The sequence below is a fragment of the Parabacteroides sp. genome, from assembly GCF_977054455.1.
The window spans coordinates 58434-81444 of record NZ_CDRTCT010000014.1 but is presented as its reverse complement, the minus strand read 5'-3'; the positions used below and the strand labels follow the sequence as shown (position 1 = coordinate 81444).

The window sequence follows — 23011 nt, the reverse complement described above, 5'->3', positions numbered from 1 at the left end:
TTTTAATTCTTAATTCTTAATTTTTAATTCTATAAGCGGTTACCGGTCCGACCAACCCCGCCGGCTGTACAACATCCTGCCTCCGGGTCCACGCCTGAGCGATCTTATTATCCTTCAGTGTCTTCATATAGTTTCCCATAACGGTTACGACATGCACCTCAACCGTATTCTCTCCCTGTTTCAATCGGGTTGCGACCGGATGGATACGGCGACCATACCATTTGACACCACAGCTCTGCCCGTTCACGAATACTTCGGACACACCGTGCACCAATCCGAGGTTAAGCACCGTTCCGGCAGGCGAAGAGACATTGATTTTCTTCCTATAGACAATCGTTCCGCAGAAGTTCACATAGTCCGTATCTTTCAAATCCTGCAATTTGTCGAAATGTGTCTTTTGCACCGTATTCTCACGGCTGTGACGAAATTCGACATCCCAGTCGGCAGACAGGTCTTTCAAGTCCGTACCGGAAGTAGGCAACGGCTTGTAATCATTCCCTCTCTTTTGCTTATCGAACACAATCAGGAGAGAATCAGCCGGACCGAAGTCGAACAGGAAACTGTTGGCGGCATCCAACGGCAACCGGTACCGTTCGCCCGTTTCCAGATCCCACACCCAACCCTGACGGCCTTTTACAATCTCGTTGCTGAAGGAAATACGGGTCTGATGCGAATTATAGCGGTGCGCATAACTGAAGAAGAACATTTCTTCCCTGTTATCGCCCTGATAACGGTTCTGCATCAGGTAAGGATCAGGTTTTTCGATCGTCACATACGGTGCCAATCCATAGTCTTTCTGTACCCCCTGATACCAACCGACGAAGTCTTTTTCCGGTTTCTGGAGCAATATGAGACGTCCGTCCATCTGCTTCATCTTTTCCACCCATTCCTGCACTTCCTTATCGTGCTTGTCATGATCTTTCAGGCCGACCGATTTATGCGGATAAGCCTCGATGCAGAAGATACGACCGCCTGAGGCCACAAAATCATACAATTTACGCGCGGTAGCCGGTTCCATGCTCTCCACCTCGATCAGGAAAAGCGTTTTATATTTGCGGGGACCGTAACACAGGCAACCGTCTTTCATCTCGGCATCCCGGATGATCGATTCGGAAACATAGTCGCAACCGCTGCCGTTCTTATGGATCGCTTCCCATACCAATGTCTTATATTTCACATTGGTAGTGGCGGGGAACGGCTCGTTCTGCATCCCCAACGTGCTCCACATATCGGCTATCGGATGCAAGATCGCAATATCCGCATACATGGTTCCATGTTGCAGGGCGGAAGCCATGCGGCCTTTATAAGCTGTATAATATTTGAAATACGGCCACCAGTTGTTATTTTCGTTATAGTAAGCCCCGTAACGAATCCATCCGGGGAACGGAGCTTCTTTCGGAGAATAGTTGAAACCATGGAAGATAGAATGTGTCACACCGGAGATAGCCGTCTGGTCGCCTCCGATTTTCAACAACTCCAATGTCATATTGAACACGGTATAGGTATTTGTCATCTCCTCGCAACTCACCAGGCGCTTTCCCCGCAAGTGGGCGGCAGAAGATACATATTTATTGACCATCGTATAGGCACGGCCCCGACGATAATCCTCTTCCGACATTTCCTCGCCCAGACGGTGCCGCAACCAGGTCATCGTCCAGGATTCACATTCGGGAATATCATAATCCAGGCTGCTTTCGAGCGGGAAGAAACCACGTCCGTAGGCTTGTGCACGCGATTTGACGTTCAGCCCCTTGCACCAGTCCAGATAAGTCCGTGTAAAACGCTCGCGCAACAGTTCGGCTTTCGTATATTCGAAGTCATAGCGTACACGCTGGATCGTATCGTCCAGTTCGGGTGTGAACTGCACCTTCGGCTCATAGGTCAACACATTCCCCATACTCCCCATCTTAAACAGGATGAAAGGCAGGTACGGTTGCACGTCATATCCCCGGCGTCTCTTGAACTCTTCCGCCATATCATACGACCAGTTCGAACCTTCCAGCTCCATGCTGTCGGTAAACAGGGAACGGATATTGCCGGACAGCGGGCCTAAACGGTTCTGGATCTTGTCCGACATATTATTCAGATATTTCTGTACGGCCGGCTTGTTGAAGTGGTTCAACACCGGCCCCGTAGCACCGGGAGCGCCATTGATCACTTCGAGGAAACCGCGTATCTTGACCAAGGCAAACAAGACATATTTCCCATCGGGCACTTTGAACTTGAACGTCCCGTCCACCTCCTTCCCCATCAGGTCGATAGCCTGATCAAGACTGCCAAACGGTTCGGGGACCAGTTGCAAGGATACTAACTCCATCTTCTTTCCGAGGAAGGGAGAACTGATAGCAGGATCGGCCGCACAGTACAGGCCGTCGCGAGAGACCTCATAATCGATCGGCCCGCTCAGCTTCTCAGAGTAATTCACTACGACATCCGCCCGTTCGTCTCCCGTCAGGAACTCCGCCCCGAACGGCCAGCCGGAACCGACGATCAGGTCGCAGGTCATATCGAGCGACTTCGCCTCGTCAAAAGTCACCCTCAACATGTCGATCCATTCGTCGCTCAGCCAAGGCAGCGACTTCTTTCCCAAATCGTCCGTGTCATTGCCGGGAAACTTCACCGGATTGATCTCCACCCCTCCGATACCTGCCTCCTTCAATATGTGCAGTTCGCGTTTCAACTCGTCCGCTTCCACTTTATCCCCGTTCCACCACCAACGGACAAACGGGCGGTAAACGGATTGCGGATCACGAAATAATTTGTATAGCTCATCGGGACGCAAGCCCGTCCCCGTCCCCTCACCGGTCGCATCGACAGCCCCCCACAACGGCATACGGCTACCGACAGCACAACCGGCCGTCCACAAAACACTCTGTTTGATAAAAGATCTCCTCTGCATCGTTTTTTCCTCCTTTTATTGATCGCTTGAGACAGCATTGCCGTCTGGTGTTATACAATTTGTAAATATCAGGTTGCGGGATGTCCCGGCACTCTCCAACGGATTCCCTGTCATATTGAAGTAGCAATCCGTCATCTTCACTCCGTCACAGCCGAAAATCAAGATTGCTTTCCGGTCCGATGCACCTGCATTCACAACGACTTTGTCGACTGTCACATTGCGGCAATCCTTATATATTTCGGCGATGTTTGCTGCATCCTGTAGGGTAACCTGTTCGATTTTCACATCCTCGCAGCCCGCCATACAGATCAAAGCCGGTGCATAACCGGATATATTTCCTTCAATATGGCCTTTCTGCAATTGCTCTTCCACACTTGCCCGCACGGCGATGCTACGGCCATCGATAATGCCTTTTCCACCGATACCGATATTCTTTTGCTTGTCTGCGTAAATAATCGCATTATATCCTCCCACCCCTTTAAAATCATAAACGGATGGAACTGCAACCAAAACGGCCCCCTCTTCGATACGGATCGTCACATTCGATTTCAACTCGATCGAACCGGTCAAATAACGGCCTACATAAAAAATAAGCCGGCCGCCTCCCTGTTCACTGATATAATCGACAGCCCGCTGGATGGAACGGGTATTGAGTGTCACCCCGTCCGATTTGATCCCAAACATCGCAACTTGATAATCCTTCGCCGAAAGCCCCGTCACAAAAAACAGCAGCCCTATCACACTTGCAAATAATTTATTTCTATACATATTCTTATTCTTTATATTTTAATCTTCCGACTTTTTATAGGGGAATATTTGTTCTTTACCCTCGCTTTCCGGCTCTATGAACCGGACATTCTTGAATGTAACCCCCTCCGCATCATCTGTTACGATTGCCGGATGGTAATCTTTTTTCAAAGCCTTAAAAGTCACATTATCAAAAGTGATCCCCTCGGCATGACGGATGTAGAAGCCCCAGGCCGGCAATTCCTTAAACTGCGAAAACTCCGGATAGGAAGTTGCCATTTCAGGGATGCTGTCCAATTCTGCCGGTGTCAGTCCCCGGTAAGCATAGTAGGGATTACCGCCTCCGGGAGAAACGATCTCGATATTCTGAAGCGTCACGTTCTGAATCTTATATTCAGGCAATCCGACAATGCTGGCGGGTGAAATATTACGGGGAAGGTCTTCGATCGGCCCCTCATAATTATATCCGGCATCCGGTTTATCCATCGGGATCTCGGCATAGACATTCTTGATCGTAATATTCTTCATGACCGGTTTCTTCCCTGCACTCCAACGGTCACCGATACGGAGGTAGATCACATTTCCGGTATGGATGGAGCGCACGCCGTCCACCTCAATATTTTCAATCAGAGCACCGTCGACCGCGGCAAACGTTATGGCCGAACGATACGTATCGTATATCTTGATATTTTTCACCTTGAAATTACGAAAACCGCCACGGGAGACTGTTCCGAATTTCAATCCACTGGCGCTCGAACGGCCTACACAGTTCTCGACCACCACGTTCTGGCACATGCTGTTCGCATCGTGAGATTTGAAGCAAAGAGCATCATCCGCCGCATCGATAAAAGAGTTTTTCAGCACGACGCCGTCGCAGTCCACAATATCTATACCGTCATTATTCCAGTAAGATTTACTATCGACCTGTATGCCGTCGACATACAGATTCTTGCATTGATCGTAGGTCTGGTTCCAGCTTGCCGGATCCCGCAGGGTGATATCCTTGATCGTCACATTCTCGCATTCAGGAAAATAGATATTTTGCGGGCGGTTCGTCTCGTTCGGACGACCCAGTTTCAGAGGATCTTCGTAGATACCCCGTTGGATATAGTCCACCATATTGTTGGCGGTTTGGAAACCACGCCCGTCGATCGTCCCCTTTCCCGTTATACCGATATTCTGCTGTTTGACTGCAAAGATCATAGACATCCAGCGAATATACGGATCTTTTTCGTAATCCCAGGGATTGGTCGAACCGAGCAGGGCCGCCCCTTCCTCAAGATGAAGCGTCACATTCGATTTCAGGTAAATCGTCCCAGTCTGGTAATTGCCCGCAGTAAAGACCAAACGTCCCCCACCCTGCTCGTTCACAAAGTCGATTCCTTTCTGAATGGAGTTCGTATTCAACGTCTTGCCATCCGCTTTCACACCGAAATCCGTGACATAATAATCCTTGGCCGACAATTGCAGTCCACACATCATACCAAGGCAAAGAGAGAAAAATTTGTATCTGTTCATCATAATACGGTATTTACAAAAATAAGATTAATCCATGTTTCCATGTGTCTTTCACAACGGACAAAAATATTTACGTTCTCACTAATTTTATCTATGCTTTTGATATTTATAATTAAAAATTTGATACATCTTTGCAGAGTGCTATCATAAACAGAATGAGACATGAAACAATTATTACTTTCCTTATTGACCTTCTTTCTCTACACCGGATGCACCGAAAATAGAGTCGCATCCAAACTCGAAAATACCTATCCGGATATATTCCCGGATTACAAAGAAATAAGTATACCTTCCAATATTGCACCTTTAAACTTTACAGTCAGAAATGCGTCCCATATAAAAGCCGTTTTTTCCAACAGTAGCCAACCTTTATTCAAGATTGAAGGAAAAAACAAAATCGATATACCCCTAAAAAAATGGCAGCACATACTATATCATAATATTGGTAAACAAATAGATATATCCATATCCGTATGGAATGAATCTTTTCCGGAAGGTGTACAATACAAATCTTTTCCGGTTTATATTAGTACAGATTCCATCGACCCATATATTGCCTATCGATTGATCGAACCCGGTTATGAATCCTGGCACGAAATGGATATACGCCAAAGAGCCTTAAACTGTTTTAAAGAGGATATTATCATTTCCAGCAATATGAATGAAAAAGGATGTGTCAATTGCCATTCATTCTGCAATTATTCCCCTACCGATTTCATGTTTCATGCACGGACTTCTCCGGGAGGGACAATCATCATTAAAAATAACCAGCCCACCAAAGTGCAATTATCGCAACTCGGATCGTCCAAAGAAGGGACTTACCCCCACTGGCATCCATCCGGCAAATATATCATTTTTTCTACCAATACCACGCGTCAGTCTTTTTATAGCCGGAATCCGAACCTGATAGAGGTCTACGATCTGGAATCGGACCTGATCTTATATGATCCGGTACATAACACAGTCATAACAGATCCCCGTTTTAACGGTCCGGAATCTTTCGAAACATTTCCAGCGTGGGCTCCTGACGGGAAACGTCTATATTATTGTACGGCTCCAGCCAGACAATTGCCCAAGATGTTGAAAGAGGTCAGATACTCCATTTGCAGTGTCTCCTTCGATCCGGACAGCGGTTCTTTCGGAGAAACGATAGACACGATCTATACGGCAAACAACAAAAGCGTTTCCTTTCCCCGTATCTCTCCGGACAACCAATATCTGCTTTTCACCGAATCGGATTATGCGACTTTCCCGATCTGGCATAAGGAAGCAGATCTGAAAATGATATCTTTACAAGGTTTACCTCCTGTGGATACCGATATTTTAAACAGCCCGGACGTAGAAAGTTATCACTCCTGGTCTTCAAACGGAAAATGGATCATATTCAGCAGCCGACGTCTGGACGGACTTTATACCCGTTTCTTTATCGCCCACTTGGATAAGAACGGAGTTTTCGGCAAACCGTTCCTGCTTCCGCAGAAAGACCCTGATGAGAACAACCTCCGGATGAAGTCATTCAACATCCCGGAATTTGTCAAAGATAAAGTTACAATCACCAGATCCCGGCTGGATCATTCCGTAACCGATTAAAAACGTACACAAAATGAAAAAAGGGAACATCATACTTCTGATCCTATCAAGTGTTTATGTATTCATTATCGAATATATGTTCTATCCCGAATATATACGATACCAGGAGGCAAGTGGATTATTTCTGACGACAAATGACTACCTGCAAGGGTATCTACTTGCTCCAGCAGGATGGAACAGCCTGCTAACTAACTTTTTGTCCCAGTTCTACCATCCGCTCTCATTGGGACTTTTTGTGGAAACAGGTTTGCTTTTGATTACCGTGGCTATTGCTCTCCTCTACTTGCGGCAATGGAAAGCTACACAGCATGGATGGATCATCGTAATTCCGGTTATTATGTTCTGTATATATCAATATGCCTGGAACTTATCCGCATTATTACAATACAACTCGATCCTTTTGGCACTCATTTTCTATCTTTTCATCCGGAAAAAAGTCATACGCCATATCAGTGCATTGATCGCTATTCCATTATTATATCTTCTTTTACCTGAAAATTGCCTACTCTTGTTGTATCTGTATGGATTTGTATTCGAACGAATTTTCTTCAAACAAAAAGGGTTCCCTATATTACCGGCTATAAGCCTGATACTCGTTGCCGTATGGCCCCTGTTATGGCAAAGTTTTATTTATTACACTCCTGTCAATCAGTTGTACACATTCATTAATCCGGAATATGAAATGCGATATGTTTACGTATATTATGCCTTGTTCCTGATTCCGCTTTGTCCTGTTTTCCTCTCCGATCGGAAAGGGAACCGTTATATTTCCTTCGCATTTCCCCTTCTGTTAGCCGCATTCAGTTGTTACAGCATTTATTACTCTCCCAACCGGGAAAGGGAGAAACGCTTGGCTGTACAACGGTATGCGGAAGAACAACAATGGGACCAGGTACTGCAAACGATCCATACCTGTAACAGTAGCGAAACTTATTATCATCCTTACCTGATGCTTGCCCTTAGTGAGAAAGGTATCCTGCCGGAACAACTCTTCCACTATCTGGTACAGTCGGCAGATCGCATTTATTTTCCGGCAAACGAATTGGACGGAGCTAATTTCAACAGTCTTTTCGCCCATGCTCTCGGACTGAAGCACGAAGCCCTCCATCAACTTGCACAAGCTAATGCCATGTCCCCACAAGGTCTTTCTTTCTCCCGGCTCAGAAGGCTGATCGACTGGCAAATAGAATCCGAGGATCTTCCCCTAGCTCAGAAATATATGGACATCCTGCAAACCTCCACCTGCCATAACCAATGGATAAAAGAACGGGCCGAACGGTTCTCCAAGCCCCTAACAACTTTCAAAGAAGCATATAAGGAAGATTTTATTATCGACGCATCTTCTCCCCTTATTCTTCTGACACAAGCGGTAAAAGCCGATACGACCAACCGCAAAGCCCTCGACTATCTGTTATGCGGTGTCCTTTTGGGCAAAGATCTGAAAGGCTTCTATAATTTATTCCGGCAATACTTCCCACAAAGAGAACCGATACCGGCTCATTACCAGGAAGCCCTTTTAGTTGTCGATCTTATGTTTCCTCAACTGGAAGCCACCCAAAACTATCCTGTAACACCTGCTTGCAGACAAGCATTCGAAGAATTTGGCAGATTGATGTCACAACGTCCGAACACGGATCATGTACTCCGCCAAAAATATGGGAACACCTATTGGTATTACGGATTTGTCCGTACCGCCTGAATCAAAAAAGCCCGGAAGCATTTCTGCATCCAGGCTTTCTATTTTTATACAGATAGATTTAATCAATAACCTTCATTCTGCGGGAAGTTAGCCCCAGAGTTAGCTTCGATTACCTGTAATGGTATTGGATATTGCCATTGATAATCCTGAATATTGGGACCTGCATCCTTCAATTCGTTTGTAGCTGCCGGGAAACGATATCCATATTTGCGGGTACGCTGTACCAACACCGGATTTTCTTTTGTCGACAGACGAGAGAGTGTTACTGCACGATGTTCTTCGCCATACAATTCACGGGCACGTTCATCCAGAATATAGTCGATTGTCACATCAGCAGCCGTACATAACGGAGCTTTAGCACGGGTACGAACCACATTGATAGCATCTGCAGCACTCGCCTTATCGCCCTTATTCAAGTACGCCTCTGCCAACAATAAATAAGTTTCAGCCAGACGAATTACATACCAATCCGGATCATATCGGCGATAGTCGCCATCCACATGCTTATCCGTACCGAACTTCCAGATACGCGGGAAAAGAGTAACCGTATCATTAGCTGTGATTTTATAAAGATCGGCATCCGGATCACCGGCAGCTTTTTTAGATTCATATAAAGCCTTCGCCTCATCAATAGCCTGCCTCCATGGCTTGCCTCCCGACTGGTACAGATTGCGTTGAATCATTTCTTCAGAGCCACGGACATCACTTCCACAATTATTCCATAGATCACCTAAGAACCATTCGGTCGGATGGCAAGTTCCACCGCCACCGTAACCGGTCGAGTCGGTTGCTACATTCGACTTATTCTTATTCGCATCGTAGTCTGCCTTACTATTGGTAAAGGTTACAGCCCCCCAACCGAATATCTGAATAACGTCGCCATTTGATAAAGTCCTTTTCTTGTCCACATTATAGAAATTGGAAACAAAAGCCTGTTCGATATGACATTTCGCAGGAGCAGACCCCCAGCTTACGACACCACCGCCACCTGTATTGCTGATACGTCCTTCATAATCATATTGAGCTACCCAGATTGCTTCCTTGTTTCCTTCCTGATAATTAAAATTACCCATACGGAACAGATCCCAATAAGAACTATGAGGATTACCATAACGGTCTGTAGCCTCACCTGCACGTGTTCCGAAACGTTCCGTCATCAGTTGATAATCACCATCCGTTCCATCGATTACACGTTTCGCTGCTGCAATCGCTTTATCATAGTCACCGATGCAGATAGACATTTCGGCCAGCATATGATCTGCAGCCGCTTTCACGATACGGCCGTCTTTCGTTGTTGTCAATGGCAAATTCTGAGCAGCCCATTCGAAATCCGCTGCACACTGTTTCCAAACATCCATACGGGGGGAACGCTCGTAATCCACTTTTGCAGAGCGAGCCGGCTCCAACATAATAGGAGTGTCACCGTACATACCGGCTAAGCAACGATGAGCCCACGCACGGAAAAAGATCGCTTCCGCCCGAACCTCATTCTTTTGAGTCTCGCTATCCCATTTGATATCACGGGTATCGATAGCATCGATAATGACATTCGATTGTTGGATGATTTTGCACAAATTGTCATACCAGTGGCGAGAATATCCCGGTTCATCCGGAGTAAATGTTTTCCAGTTACTTGTTATATAATTCTGATCCGTTGCAGCAAAAGTATCCAGCCCCATTCCTGTCATAAAGTAGTTATGATTACCCCATACGCCAAAAAACAAATACTGGATGCGACCATGCAAGTAACCGATTGCCATATCTAACTCTGCAGGTGTATTATACGAAGTCGAAGACGTATATTCGTATGATTTTTCTTCCAGGAAATCATTGTCACAGCTAACCAATCCACACATGGACAAAGAGCCAACAACCGTTCCTAATAATATATTTTTAATTTTCATATCGTTCAATTTTTAGAATGTTATATTAGCACCAATTGTAAGTGTCCGATAAGCAGGCTTGCTACCATAACGGCTACTGCCAGGACCGGCAGCAATCGTACCACCTGTTTCAGGATCCAGACCAGACCAGCCGGTAATTGTGAACAAATCCGTACCACTCAGATAAAGACGCAAATTCTGAATATTAGCTTTCTTTACCCACGGCTGGTCGAATGTATAGGAAAGACTCAAATCTTTCAACTTCAAATACTGACGTTGTGACCAGAAATAATAAGAATAAGTATTGACATAACCCAAACGCGGATGATCGTTGGTCGGATTATTTTCGCTCCATGGAGCAACTTTCAACTGAGCGCCTGATGTCGTTGCCGTATTATGGTAATTACCAAACGGATCACTACCGATAAAATGAGAACTGTTGCCAGCATCCCAACGGAAATTGAAATACAGAGAGAAGTTCTTCCAGCTTAACGTATTGCTCAAATTAATCGTGAATAGCGGGTCCATATCGCCAATGCAATGACGGTCATCCGTGCTGATCTTACCATCACCGTTATAATCCAGGAACTTGATGTCACCAGGTACAGCATCCGGCTGTATCTTATTACCATTCGCGTCTACATAGTTATCAATTTCAGCCTGAGACTGGAAGATTCCTAACATTTTCAGGTCCCATGCAGCATTGATCGACTCGCCGATAACCAATGCACGGGCAGTTTCGTAACCATTAGTTGTCGCATTCCCTGTATCGTTAGCTTCCTTACCATTAGCATCCTTACCGAAAAGATGAACAATCTTATTCTTGTTACGATAGAAAGTCAATCCACTTTCCCAACGGAAATTATCTTTACCGTCTCCATTTATATTAATTGTATTCAATGCCACTTCGACACCGCGGTTCATCACTTCACCGGCATTAAACTTTGCTTCCGAGAAACCGGTCATATAAGGCAGTGAACGGTTCAGCAACATATCGTTTGTCTTTGATTTATAAACGTCGATAGAACCGGAAATACGTCCGTCCAGGAATCCGAAATCAAGACCGAAGTTTCCTGTTTTAGTAGTAGCCCAAGTCAAGTCCTCATTCGCCAGTGAATTTTGATATATATACAAAGTAGATGCATCATACCAAGTATAACCGGAAGCGACTGTTGCCAACGTAGCATAGGCTTCGATACTCTGATTACCGGTCAAACCATAGGAACCTCTCAACTTCAAGAAACTCAATCCCGGAATTACATTCTGCATAAAATCTTCCTGAGACAATGTCCAAGCAGCAGACACACCTGGGAAGTTAGCCCATTTACTACCTTTTGCAAATCCAGAGAAACCGTCACGACGGAAGTTTGCCGTCAAATAATACTTGTTTGCATAGTTATAATTGACACGAGCCATATAACCGACATTCTGCCATTCCTTCAATGTCTTGTTAATCTGTTGAGTCGTTGCCAGATTCTGTCCGTACGATCCTAATACAGTCGGCAATTTAAAACCGCTGTAAGCCGTTTTCAACTGATTCTGATGAGTTGCGTCACGCGTATAACCGAGCATTGCATCCAAATGGTTCTTTCCGAAATCTTTCGTATAAGTAAACACATTATCCATTGTCCACGCATAAGTCTGGTTAATCTCCGATTTACCATTTGCCTCTGCCGTATATTTATACGGATCAGCCAACTCCTCTACTTTTCTCGTATCCAGGAAATATTGAGGATTTACAAACATATCGACATTGTTCGTATTCTTTACAGCATTCATGGTAAACTTATAGCTCAGACCTTTTACAAACGGGAAATCGATCTGCACGAATCCTGTTCCATTCAGGTTATCGTATTTCTTTTCGCGATCTGTCCACAAATAAGAAGTAGTTTCAGAAGAACTCCAGAACGGGCTGGCAACATTACCATTTGCATATCTTTCATACCAGTCTGTGTAGCCATCGTAACGTACATACTTATGGCTATAAGGAGACAACCATGTCGCAGACTGGATATTTGCAATCTGACCGGGATTAGAGGCGTTGTAATAAGAAGCACGCATACCGACCGTCAACCAGTCAGTAACTTTTGCATCCATTTTAGCCATGAAAGTCAACTTCTTGTAGTCATCGCCTATAATCAGGCCATCCTGTTTCATATAACCGGCAGACAGATAATAATTCACTTTATCCGAAGCATTACCGGAAATACTCAGATTATAATTCTGAATCTGTGCATTTTGAGATACCTCATCAATCCAATCAACCCAACCACCAGCATTGTAAACCTCCAATTCCTCAGCATTCAACAACTGTGCGGCATCCAAACCTACGCCCGGATCAATCGAACCGGCGGCAATCATCGCCTCACGACGACGATTCAAGAATTCGTTCTGATCCGTAACCATCTGCGGTTTTCTTGTCCAACTCTGAATACCGTAATAAGCATCCAAATTAACCGTCGGCTTAGAAGACCGGCCACGTTTTGTAGTAATAATAATGACACCATTTGCAGAACGTGAACCGTAGATAGCAGCCGAACTGGCATCTTTCAGAACATCAATAGATTCAACATCAGTCATGGAAATTTCATTGATACTACCATTAAAGATAGAGCCGTCGACAACCAACAACGGTTTGTTCAAGCTTGCCTCCGAAGGACCTGTGATAATAGAATTCATACCACGAATCGTCATTGAAGCCGTATTATCACCACCAGCATCCGTCGTCGGGGAATAATTAAAGCCCGGAATCTTGCTTGACAAAGCGACTAAAGCATTTACGTTTGCCAACTGTGTTAAAGGAGAATCATCCAATTTAACGCTGGAAATAGAACCAGCTAAATCTTTTTTACGGGATGTTCCATAACCAACAACCACAACCTCATCCAATGCCATATTATCTTCCTGTAATTTCACAGTCAGACTTTTGGCATTACCCACCTTTATTTCTTGCGTCTGAAAACCGACATAAGAAAAGACCAATACGGCATTACTGCCACCCGGAACATCAGGAATCATAAACTTTCCATCACCATCGGTCAACGTTCCGACAGTCGTTCCCTTTACCATCACATTTACGCCTGGAAGTTCAAGCCCTCCTGCATCAACCACTTTTCCTGAAATAGAAATCTGGGCAAATGCCTGCAATCCTACGCATAGGAAGCATAGCAATAATAGAATTCGATTCCTCATAATCTCCAAACTTTATTAGGTTAAACGATATTTATTTTCACAAATATCCGCCTTTGTTGTCTTTAAAATCATGAAAAAATGATATTTTTCCCTCGGTTTTTGACAGATGTAATAAATTTAATATCTTTGTAAACAGAGATAAAGGCAATCTTCAAACTTAGAAGCATTTTATTCTGAAATACTCAAAATAAACACCAAATGGACTTCGATCGCAGTAAACATAATGTCATAAAGTATTTACCGACAAATAATGATGAAAACATCTGGGGAATGTCAATCAGCGGTATAGGTTTTCAATCTATTGATTCCAAAGACAGCTATCCCCTTAAAGGTCATCCGATCGGATACACGTTTAATCCTGAACGAGGTAGAATTATTGACGAGTTCGCACTGGTCTATATTATCGAAGGAGAAGGTAATTTTTCTTCTGTCAACTGTTCGGATAAGAAAATATCAAAAGGAGACGCTTTCTTTATTTTCCCTGGACAATGGCATAGCTACCAGCCTATTGCCAATATAGGATGGGACGAATATTATGTTACATTCCAAGGAGAATATTTCGAAAAATTATTAAATGGAATTGTTAACCGCTCAAATCCTATATTCCATATAGGCATAAACGACCAAATAGTCAAGCATTTCGGGGAAATGCTTGACTGTGCCAGGGCACAGAAGTCTGGATTCCAAGCTGTTTTGGCAGGAATTACTATGCATACGATCGGCTTGATCTATTCAATTAGCAAAAACCAGGATTACGGCTCGGCTTCCATGCAAAAGATTCAGGAGGCATGCGTTTTGATGCGGGAAAACATTTTCGACAAATTTACGCCGGAAGACATTGCCGGATCTATCAATATGAGCTATTCCAATTTCAGAAAGTCATTCAAACAATACACCGGAATAGCTCCTCATCAATATATGTTACAACTGAAACTTAGTAAAATCAAGGATTTGCTAAGCAGTACGGAAATGTCAATCCAAGACATCGCAATGAAGCTAAACTTCGAATCGGCTGATTATTTTTCTTACTTTTTCAGAAGTAAAACCGGCATAAATCCGCTTTCCTACAGAAAAGAAATCGAAAAGCAACGGGAAAAAGCCAAGAAGAATTCGCACTAAAAAGATTTCCTTGATCAGAAACCCCGGCCGAACTTATGCCAAAGCTGTCCTTCCATTTCCTCCCAACAGCGCAAAGTCGAATAGATAAAATCGAAAGAATAACGGGTAAGATAAGCTTGAGCTTCGTCTTTCTTGCCTTCGCGGATAAGGACCAACACCTTGTTTTCTATCAGGGGCATTTCGTCTACAGCCTTCTGCTCGAAAGAGAGAATGGCAGGCTCGATCAATTTACGGCCATGCCCCCAACTCACTTGTGCCAAACGGTTTGTACGGCGATAAGTCCAAAGGGCGGCATCAGGACGGTATCGTTTATGCCCGCATACCTTAAAGCATTCAGGGACATCCGTCATCCCGGCAAATAACGGGACACGGGGACTTTCGCCCGGATTATCTTCCGACCACCAGCAAACGCCTCCCACCTCGTCCGGCAGCCAGTCACGGCACTGGATCACAAACGAATAAGCACACCAGACAACCGATATCGTCCGCTGTTTCTCTATCTTCTTTTCACCTCGCTGCGCATTCAAGAATTCAAACATGTCGTTCGTCATCCAGTTTTGAGCCAGCGGGCTTTTATAGGTCGTGTCGCGCTCGGTCCCGTCTTTATCCTTGATCTTCTTCGTTACCATCATGTCCTTCGTCATATCCCATTCCGTACCTTCATACGTTTCACGCAGCAGGCGGTTCATATCCGCCAGGGAGACTTTCCGTTCAGGCTTGACCGACAAAGGAAGCTCCTCCATGTCCACCTTCAAGTTCAAAGAAGGAGCCAGCGTTTTCAAAACAAAAAAGTCCCGGACGGTAAAAGGTTTCTTCCCTGTTTCATGGATAACTTTCCAGAACTTGAAAGGCTCTTTCCCATCCCAATACCCTAACTTGCGAGCTTTCTCTTTCAGCCCTTCGCTATACATATAATTATCCTCATCCTTGAAATCGACATCGGAAATACGAGGCGTATTGGCCGAAACCGTCACATGGTCGTCCGGTATGCGCCGGGCGACCCACAAAGCCCCCATATCTTCCGGCCCCGCACCCGTGATCTCAAAAAACCAAAGTTCCTTTTTATCAGCAACCGTCAGGCATTCCCCACCGTCACAATAACCATATTGCTCTGCCAGACGCCCCATCAACAAGACAGCTTCACGTGCCGTACTACAACGTTGCAAGGCGATTCCCTGCAAATCTTCGATATGAAACAGACCTTTCGGATTGCGCAACTCTTTACGTCCGACGATGGTCGTTTCTCCCATTGCCAGTTGCTTCTCGTTCATACAAGGATAACCGGTGTTCAAGTAAGCAAACGTATTAAGAACCTGTGGAATAGAGCCTTTCAACTTAACTCCGAGGCGGTCATTTTTGCTTTCCGTATGGCGGATATCCCAGAAGATATCGACCATTGCCGTGTCCGGCCAGCTCTGTGCAGGCACAACTTCCATCCAAGTTCGCGAGGTTCCGTCACAAGTCTGCGAGGTCATGACCGAACCATCGTCCGTCGCCAGTTTACCGGCTGCGATACTTGTACAACTTTCATCCGGATTTGTCAATTCCACTACACGATCCTGAGCCGAGAGGGATGTCACGACACAACAAAGGCACGCGATTGCCTTATATACCTTTTCCTTCATCATCTATTTGTAAAGCTTATCATTTCGGGTGGCAAATATAAGACATTCCATATTTCCCGAATCCTTCTTGCCTTTTTATTAATAATAAGAATTATATAGGAATCATAAATCTCCGCTTCATCTCAAAAAGCCCTGATAATAGATCAGATATATAAGATTACAAACAGGCTGAACCCATACCTTTGCAAATTTATCAACTTCACTGCGTCCACCCAGTTTCTCATCGGTATGAGAATCTTTTCCCATACCGATGAGAAACTTTTCCCCCGCCGATGAGAAACTTTTCTCATGCTGGTGAGAATAAATTCTCACGCTTTTAAAAAATACTGAGAAAACCGTACGAAAAAATCGTTCCATAACGGAAGCGAGCGAATCTTTACAATATATTAAAGAAAAAGCCGGGAGTAGCATTTACTCCCGGCTTTTCGATATATTCTTTGTTTCAAAACAACTTCTTATCTTCCCTGACGCTTACGTTCGAGTTCATCAAGAATGATCTTGCGCATACGCATGCTGTTCGGGGTGATTTCCACATATTCATCACCTTTAATATATTCAAGGGCATCTTCCAGGCTGAACACCGTAGGAGGAGCCAGCGAAACTTTATCATCCGAACCGGAAGCACGCATATTCGTCAGCTTCTTCGATTTCGTTACGTTTACAACCAAATCATTATCTTTCGTATGCTCGCCAACTACCTGGCCGGCATATACCTCCTCCTGGGGAGCGATAAAGAAACGCCCGCGGGATTGCAGGTTGTTCAAGGCATAAGCGTAGGCAGTACCTGTTTCCATCGCGATGATGGAACCGTTCGTACGGCGTTCGATCTCGCCCTTCCACGGTTGATACTCGAGGAAACGGTGCGCCATGATCGCTTCACCGGCGGATGCAGTCAGGACAGCATTGTTCAAACCGATAATGCCACGGGAAGGAATCGTGAACTCCAGATGCATACGGTCGTTCTTGCTTTCCATCATCGTCATTTCACCCTTGCGTTTGGTTACCATGTCGATGATACGGCTGGAACATTCTTCCGGCAAGTTGACTGTCAACTGTTCGACCGGTTCGCATTTCTCGCCGTTGATTTCCTTGATAATAACCTGCGGCTGACCTACCTGCAACTCGTAACCTTCGCGGCGCATGGTCTCGATCAGGACAGACAAGTGAAGGACGCCGCGTCCATATACCAGCCAGGAGTCGGCAGAGTCTGTCGGAATGACGCGCAAGGCGAGGTTCTTGTCCAGTTCTTTCATCAGGCGGTCGTAGATATGGCGGGATGTCACGAACTTGCCATCTTTCCCGAAGAACGGGGAGTTGTTGATCGTGAACAGCATGGACATCGTCGGTTCGTCGATGGCGATCGTCGGCAGCGGTTCCGGATCATTGGCATCGGCAATCGTCTCACCGATTTCAAAACCTTCCACACCGATAATCGCACAAATGTCGCCGGACTGGACAGCCTCTACTTTCGTACGTCCCAGCCCTTCGAACACGTCGATTTCCTTGATCTTCGATTTCACCATCGAGCCGTCACGTTTGCAAAGCATGATGTCCTGCCCTTCACGCAGTTCGCCGCGATGCACACGGCCCACGGCGATACGGCCCACATATTTGGAATAGTCCAGAGAAGTGATCAACATCTGTGAAGAACCTTCCAGCACCTTCGGTTCCGGGATATACTGGATGATGGCATCCAGCAAAGCGGTAATATCTTCCTTCGGCTCTTTCCAGTCTTCCGACATCCAGCCCTGCTTGGCAGAACCATAGATCGTCGGGAAGTCGAGCTGTTCTTCCGTCGCGTCGAGACTGAACATCAGGTCGAACACCATCTCCTGCACCTCTTCCGGGCGGCAATTCGGTTTGTCTACCTTATTAATAACCACAATCGGTTTCAGCCCCAATTGGATAGCCTTCTGAAGCACGAAGCGGGTCTGCGGCATCGGGCCTTCGAAAGCATCGACCAGCAACAGGCAACCGTCGGCCATGTTCAATACGCGTTCCACTTCACCTCCGAAATCGGCGTGGCCCGGAGTATCGATAATGTTGATTTTATAACCTTTATAATTAATAGAGACATTTTTGGCAAGGATCGTAATCCCTCGTTCGCGTTCCAGGTCGTTATTGTCCAGGAACTGATCCGGCTCTGCCTGTCCTTCACGGAAAAGCTTACCGGCTAATAACATCTTATCCACGAGCGTTGTCTTACCGTGGTCTACGTGCGCGATAATCGCGATGTTTCTAATCTTTTGCATTGAAAACTAATTTATTGGCCGCAAAATTACAATAAATTTGCGAGAAGTATATGACATTGATGCTTCAAAATAAAAAAAGATGCATAAAAAGATTTGTCAATCGAAAAGGAATGTCTACCTTTGTCCCCGCTTAGATAACATAGTATTAATTTATTAAAGTACACAAGAATCATGTTTTTAGATTCAGCAAAGAAAAAAGAGATTTTCGAAAAGTATGGCAAGTCTGCGACCAACACAGGTTCTGCAGAAAGCCAGATCGCACTGTTCACAGTCCGTATCGCACATTTGACAGAACACCTGAAGGTTAATCACAAAGACCATAGCTCCGAAAGAGCTCTGAAGATGCTGGTAGGTAAACGTCGTCGTTTACTGGATTACCTGATCAAGGTGGATATCGAAAGATACCGCGCCATCATCAAAGAGCTTGGCATCAGAAAGTAAGAAACAATTTCTTCGCAGGAAGTTACAAAAGGATGGTCTCCACGGGGATCATCCTTTTTTCTTTTAGCGAAAGCCTTTGTTTAATAAAAATTTAATGTAATTTTGCGCCGTTCTGTTACAAATTAAAAGATTTAATAAACAATAAACATACAATACTCATGGGAAACAACAAAATCATAGGAGCGAAAATCAGAAGCATCCGTGAATCCAAGCAACTTTCTACCCAGGAAGTATCCGAACGCTCAGGGCTGGGCATCGAACAAATAGAACGTATCGAGGGCAATATAGACTTCCCGTCTCTCGCCCCGTTAATCAAGATCGCCCGTGTATTAGGCGTTCGCCTGGGGACCTTCCTGGACGACCAGTCCGAGCTGGGGCCCGTCATCAGCCGCAAGAAAGACAACAACGGCTCTAACGGCATCGGTTTCAGCAACAACGACAGCAAGGCACGCAAGCACATGGAATACCATTCCCTGTCGCAAGACAAGTCGGGACGCCATATGGAGCCTTTCCTGATCGACGTCGCCCCGACTGAAGAAGGAGTGGATTTCGTTCTCTCCACACATGAAGGGGAAGAATTCATCTATGTGCTGGAAGGCATCCTCGAAATCAACTACGGCAAGAATACTTATATCCTGGAAGAAGGCGACAGCATCTACTACGATTCCATCGTCGCCCACCATGTACATGCCGCAGCCGACAACACGGCGAAAATACTCGGAGTCATCTACACCCCTTATTAATCGACAGTCCCTATGGAAATACAATTACAAGACAGGACGCTCGGCCAGTGGATGGAACATTGGGCCGAAACAACCCCCGACAAGGAATATCTGGTATATTCCGACCGCGACCTGCGTTTCACCTGGAAAGAATTCAACGAACGTGTAGACCGGATGGCGAAAGGGATGCTTTCGATCGGGATCAAACATGGCACGCATGTCGGTATCTGGGCGACCAACGTCCCGGACTGGCTCACCTTCCTCTATGCCGCTGCCAAGATCGGGGCTGTGGCCGTCACCGTCAATACGAACTATAAGCAGAGCGAACTGGAATTCCTGGTAGAAAATGCCGATATCCATACGATGTGCATCACCGACGGCGTGTTTGACGGCAGTTATGTCGACATGATATATACCATGCTGCCCGAACTGAAAGAATCGCAACGCGGCTACCTGAAGAGCAAACGTTTCCCGAAACTGAAGAACGTAGTTTACATCGGGCAGGAGAAATACAGAGGGATGTACAATACTCCCGAACTGTTGCTTTTAGGTGAAAACGTAAGCGACGAGACGCTGGTGGAAGCCAAAAAGCTGGTGACCCCGCACGATGTCGTGAACATGCAATATACTTCCGGCACGACCGGTTTCCCCAAAGGGGTCATGCTGACGCACTATAACATTGCCAACAACGGGCTGCTGACGGGCGAACACATGAAGTTCACGGCAGACGACAAACTATGCTGTTGTGTGCCTCTGTTCCACTGCTTCGGCGTCGTGCTCGCTTCCATGAACGTCCTGACGCATGGTTGCACACAGGTGATGGTCGAGAAATTCGATCCGTTGGTCGTACTCGCCTCCATCCACAAGGAACGGTGCACGGCTCTTTACGGCGTGCCGACCATGTTCATCGCCGAGCTCAACCATCCGATGTTCAGCATGTTCGACCTGACGTCCCTCCGCACCGGTATCATGGCGGGCTCCCTTTGCCCCGTGGAACTGATGAAACAGGTGGAAGAAAAAATGTTCATGCGCGTGACCAGCGTTTACGGGTTGACGGAAGCATCGCCCGGCATGACGCATTCGCGCATCGATGATCCGGCGGAAGTCCGTTACAACACGGTAGGCCGTGACTTCGAATTTACCGAAGTCCGCGTGATCGATCCGGAAACGGGCGAAGAATGTCCGGTAGGCGTACAGGGTGAAATGTGCAACCGGGGGTACAACACCATGAAAGGGTATTACAACAACCCGGCAGCTACGGCCGAAGTCATCGACAAAGACGGCTTCCTGCACAGTGGCGACCTGGGCGTGAAGGACGAAAACGGCAACTACCGCATCACCGGGCGCATCAAGGACATGATCATCCGCGGAGGAGAGAATATCTATCCCCGCGAGCTGGAAGAATTCCTCTATCACCTGGAAGGAGTGAAAGACGTACAGGTTGCCGCCGTCCCATCCAAGAAATACGGGGAGGAAGTAGGGGCCTTTATCATCCTGCACGAAGGTGTTACCCTGACGGAAGATATCGTCAAGGATTTCTGCCGCGGAAAGATCGCCCGGCATAAGATCCCGAAGTATATATTCTTCGTCGACACCTTCCCCATGACCGGTAGCGGAAAGATCCAGAAGTTCAAACTGAAGGATGTAGGTCTGAAGTTATTGGCCGACCAGGGAATCACTCCGGTTTAAAGTTTTTTTCGTACCTTTGCTGCATTAACATTTTAGTATCAATTTATGTCACAATTATTTCCAACTAATCTGCCTTATAAAGTAGCAGATATGAGTTTGGCTGAATTCGGTCGTAAAGAAATCGAGATCGCCGAACACGAAATGCCGGGACTTATGGCGCTTCGCAAGAAGTACGCCGATCAGAAACCTCTGAAAGGAGCTCGCATCACCGGCTCACTGCACATGACGATTCAGACCGCAGTGTTAATCGAAACATTAGTTGCGTTGGGAGCAGACGTTCGCTGGGCAAGTTGTAACATCTTCTCTACACAGGACCATGCCGCCGCAGCCATCGCTGCCGATGGTGTTCCCGTTTTCGCCTGGAAGGGTGAAACGCTGGAAGAATACTGGTGGTGTACCGACATGGCGCTCCGTTTCCCCGACGGCAAAGGTCCGCACATGATTGTGGATGACGGTGGCGACGCTTCCCTGCTGGTTCACATGGGTTACCGGGCAGAAAACGACGCCGAGACGATCAACCGCAAAGGTGGCAATCACGAAGAACAGGTCATCCTGGATACCTTACACCGCATCCTGGCTGAAGACAATACCCGTTGGCACCGCACGATCGCCGAGATGAAAGGTGTTTCCGAAGAAACGACTACCGGCGTACACCGTCTGTACCAGATGATGGAAAAAGGCGAGCTGTTGGTGCCGGCCATCAATGTCAACGACTCCGTTACAAAATCGAAATTCGATAACCTGTACGGTTGCCGCGAATCACTGGCCGACGGTATCAAACGCGCGACAGATGTTATGATCGCCGGTAAAGTGGTAGTGGTTGCCGGATATGGTGACGTAGGTAAAGGCTGTGCCCACTCCATGCGCTCTTACGGAGCCCGTGTCCTGATCACGGAGATCGACCCGATCTGCGCTTTGCAGGCCGCCATGGAAGGTTTCGAAGTGACGACGATGGAAGAAGCCGTCAAGGAAGGCAACGTTTTCGTTACGACCACCGGTAACTGCGACATCATCACCATCGAACACATGGCCCAGATGAAAGATCAGGCCATCGTTTGTAACATCGGCCATTTCGACAACGAAATCCAAGTCGACAAGTTAGTGAACTATCCGAACATCCAGCACACCAACATCAAACCGCAGGTTGACAAGTACACGTTCCCGACAGGCAACTCCATCTTCCTGCTGGCAGAAGGCCGCCTGGTAAACTTGGGTTGCGCGACCGGCCATCCCTCTTTCGTCATGAGCAACTCCTTCACCAACCAGGTCTTGGCCCAGATGGATTTGTGGACAATGCCTTACGAAGTCGGTGTCTACCGCCTGCCGAAACGCCTGGACGAAGAAGTAGCCCGCCTCCACCTGGAACGCATCGGCGTCAAACTGTCCACTTTGACACAAAAGCAAGCCGATTACATCGGGGTTCCGGTCGAAGGGCCTTATAAGGCTGAACATTACAGATATTAATATTTTTTACAATGAAGAACAGTTCATCAGCAAAGTCTAACGGGATATATATAGCAGGTTTAATCATCGTATTCATAGTTTCGTTCTCATACATCTTCGACAGCAAACTGGACTTGAACGGGGATAACTGTGCATATTATATGTTAGCGACCTCTATCGTACAGGGACACG

14 protein-coding genes are annotated in these 23011 nt (G+C 46.3%); 7 read left to right on the top strand and 7 right to left on the bottom strand.

Annotated elements, in window-relative coordinates; genetic code table 11:
- Window positions 1-16 precede the first annotated feature (16 nt).
- Genes ACW6QF_RS08800 through ACW6QF_RS08790 form a run of 3 tightly spaced genes read right to left on the bottom strand, consistent with a single transcriptional unit; the run spans window position 17 to window position 5164 of the window.
- Window positions 17-2899 (bottom strand): glycosyl hydrolase, encoded by a 2883-nt coding sequence (locus tag ACW6QF_RS08800; RefSeq protein WP_456087532.1) that lies wholly within the window; start codon window positions 2897-2899, stop codon window positions 17-19.
- 15 nt (window positions 2900-2914) lie between these two features.
- Window positions 2915-3667, bottom strand: coding sequence for a glycosyl hydrolase family 28 protein (locus ACW6QF_RS08795; RefSeq protein WP_456087531.1), 753 nt, complete (start codon window positions 3665-3667; stop codon window positions 2915-2917).
- A gap of 18 nt (window positions 3668-3685) precedes the next feature.
- On the bottom strand, window positions 3686-5164 hold the full coding sequence (locus tag ACW6QF_RS08790) for a glycoside hydrolase family 28 protein (RefSeq protein WP_456087552.1): 1479 nt from the start codon (window positions 5162-5164) through the stop codon (window positions 3686-3688).
- Window positions 5165-5821: 657 nt separating this feature from the next.
- Between ACW6QF_RS08790 and ACW6QF_RS08785 the strand changes: the two genes are divergently transcribed.
- Complete coding sequence (locus tag ACW6QF_RS08785) at window positions 5822-6754, top strand: hypothetical protein (protein WP_456087530.1); 933 nt, start codon at window positions 5822-5824, stop codon at window positions 6752-6754.
- 13 nt (window positions 6755-6767) lie between these two features.
- Window positions 6768-8453 carry a DUF6057 family protein gene (locus tag ACW6QF_RS08780; protein ID WP_456087529.1) on the top strand — a complete coding sequence of 562 codons (1686 nt, stop codon included), beginning with the start codon at window positions 6768-6770 and terminating at the stop codon, window positions 8451-8453.
- A 62-nt stretch (window positions 8454-8515) separates the two neighbouring features.
- Here ACW6QF_RS08780 and ACW6QF_RS08775 read toward each other — a convergent pair whose 3' ends face one another.
- Both ACW6QF_RS08775 and ACW6QF_RS08770 read right to left on the bottom strand, forming a co-directional pair.
- On the bottom strand, window positions 8516-10357 hold the full coding sequence (locus ACW6QF_RS08775) for a RagB/SusD family nutrient uptake outer membrane protein (protein ID WP_456087528.1): 1842 nt from the start codon (window positions 10355-10357) through the stop codon (window positions 8516-8518).
- Window positions 10358-10369: 12 nt separating this feature from the next.
- Window positions 10370-13528: a SusC/RagA family TonB-linked outer membrane protein gene (locus ACW6QF_RS08770; protein ID WP_456087527.1), complete on the bottom strand. Its 3159-nt coding sequence runs from the start codon at window positions 13526-13528 to the stop codon at window positions 10370-10372.
- Between the two features lie 198 nt (window positions 13529-13726).
- Here ACW6QF_RS08770 and ACW6QF_RS08765 point away from each other — a divergent pair, with 198 nt between their 5' ends.
- Window positions 13727-14647 carry an AraC family transcriptional regulator gene (locus tag ACW6QF_RS08765; RefSeq protein WP_456087526.1) on the top strand — a complete coding sequence of 307 codons (921 nt, stop codon included), beginning with the start codon at window positions 13727-13729 and terminating at the stop codon, window positions 14645-14647.
- A gap of 14 nt (window positions 14648-14661) precedes the next feature.
- Here the strand turns inward: ACW6QF_RS08765 and ACW6QF_RS08760 are convergent, their stop codons facing one another.
- Both ACW6QF_RS08760 and typA read right to left on the bottom strand, forming a co-directional pair.
- Complete coding sequence (locus ACW6QF_RS08760) at window positions 14662-16272, bottom strand: dipeptidase (protein WP_456087551.1); 1611 nt, start codon at window positions 16270-16272, stop codon at window positions 14662-14664.
- Between the two features lie 455 nt (window positions 16273-16727).
- On the bottom strand, window positions 16728-18524 hold the full coding sequence (gene typA / locus ACW6QF_RS08755; protein ID WP_186929464.1) for a translational GTPase TypA: 1797 nt from the start codon (window positions 18522-18524) through the stop codon (window positions 16728-16730).
- A 171-nt stretch (window positions 18525-18695) separates the two neighbouring features.
- Between typA and rpsO the strand changes: the two genes are divergently transcribed.
- The 4 genes from rpsO to ahcY all read left to right on the top strand — a co-directional run bounded on the left by rpsO (window position 18696) and on the right by ahcY (window position 22840).
- A complete protein-coding gene (rpsO, locus tag ACW6QF_RS08750) occupies window positions 18696-18965 on the top strand; it encodes a 30S ribosomal protein S15 (protein ID WP_456087525.1) in 270 nt (89 codons plus the stop codon).
- A 158-nt stretch (window positions 18966-19123) separates the two neighbouring features.
- Window positions 19124-19708 carry a helix-turn-helix domain-containing protein gene (locus tag ACW6QF_RS08745; protein ID WP_298551980.1) on the top strand — a complete coding sequence of 195 codons (585 nt, stop codon included), beginning with the start codon at window positions 19124-19126 and terminating at the stop codon, window positions 19706-19708.
- Window positions 19709-19720: 12 nt separating this feature from the next.
- Entirely contained in the window at window positions 19721-21376 is a 1656-nt protein-coding gene (locus ACW6QF_RS08740) for an AMP-binding protein (RefSeq protein WP_456087524.1), read from the top strand.
- A gap of 45 nt (window positions 21377-21421) precedes the next feature.
- The gene (gene ahcY, locus ACW6QF_RS08735) at window positions 21422-22840 is read left to right on the top strand and encodes an adenosylhomocysteinase (protein ID WP_456087523.1); all 1419 of its coding nucleotides are present in this window, start codon (window positions 21422-21424) and stop codon (window positions 22838-22840) included.
- The last annotated feature ends 171 nt before the right edge of the window (window positions 22841-23011 follow it).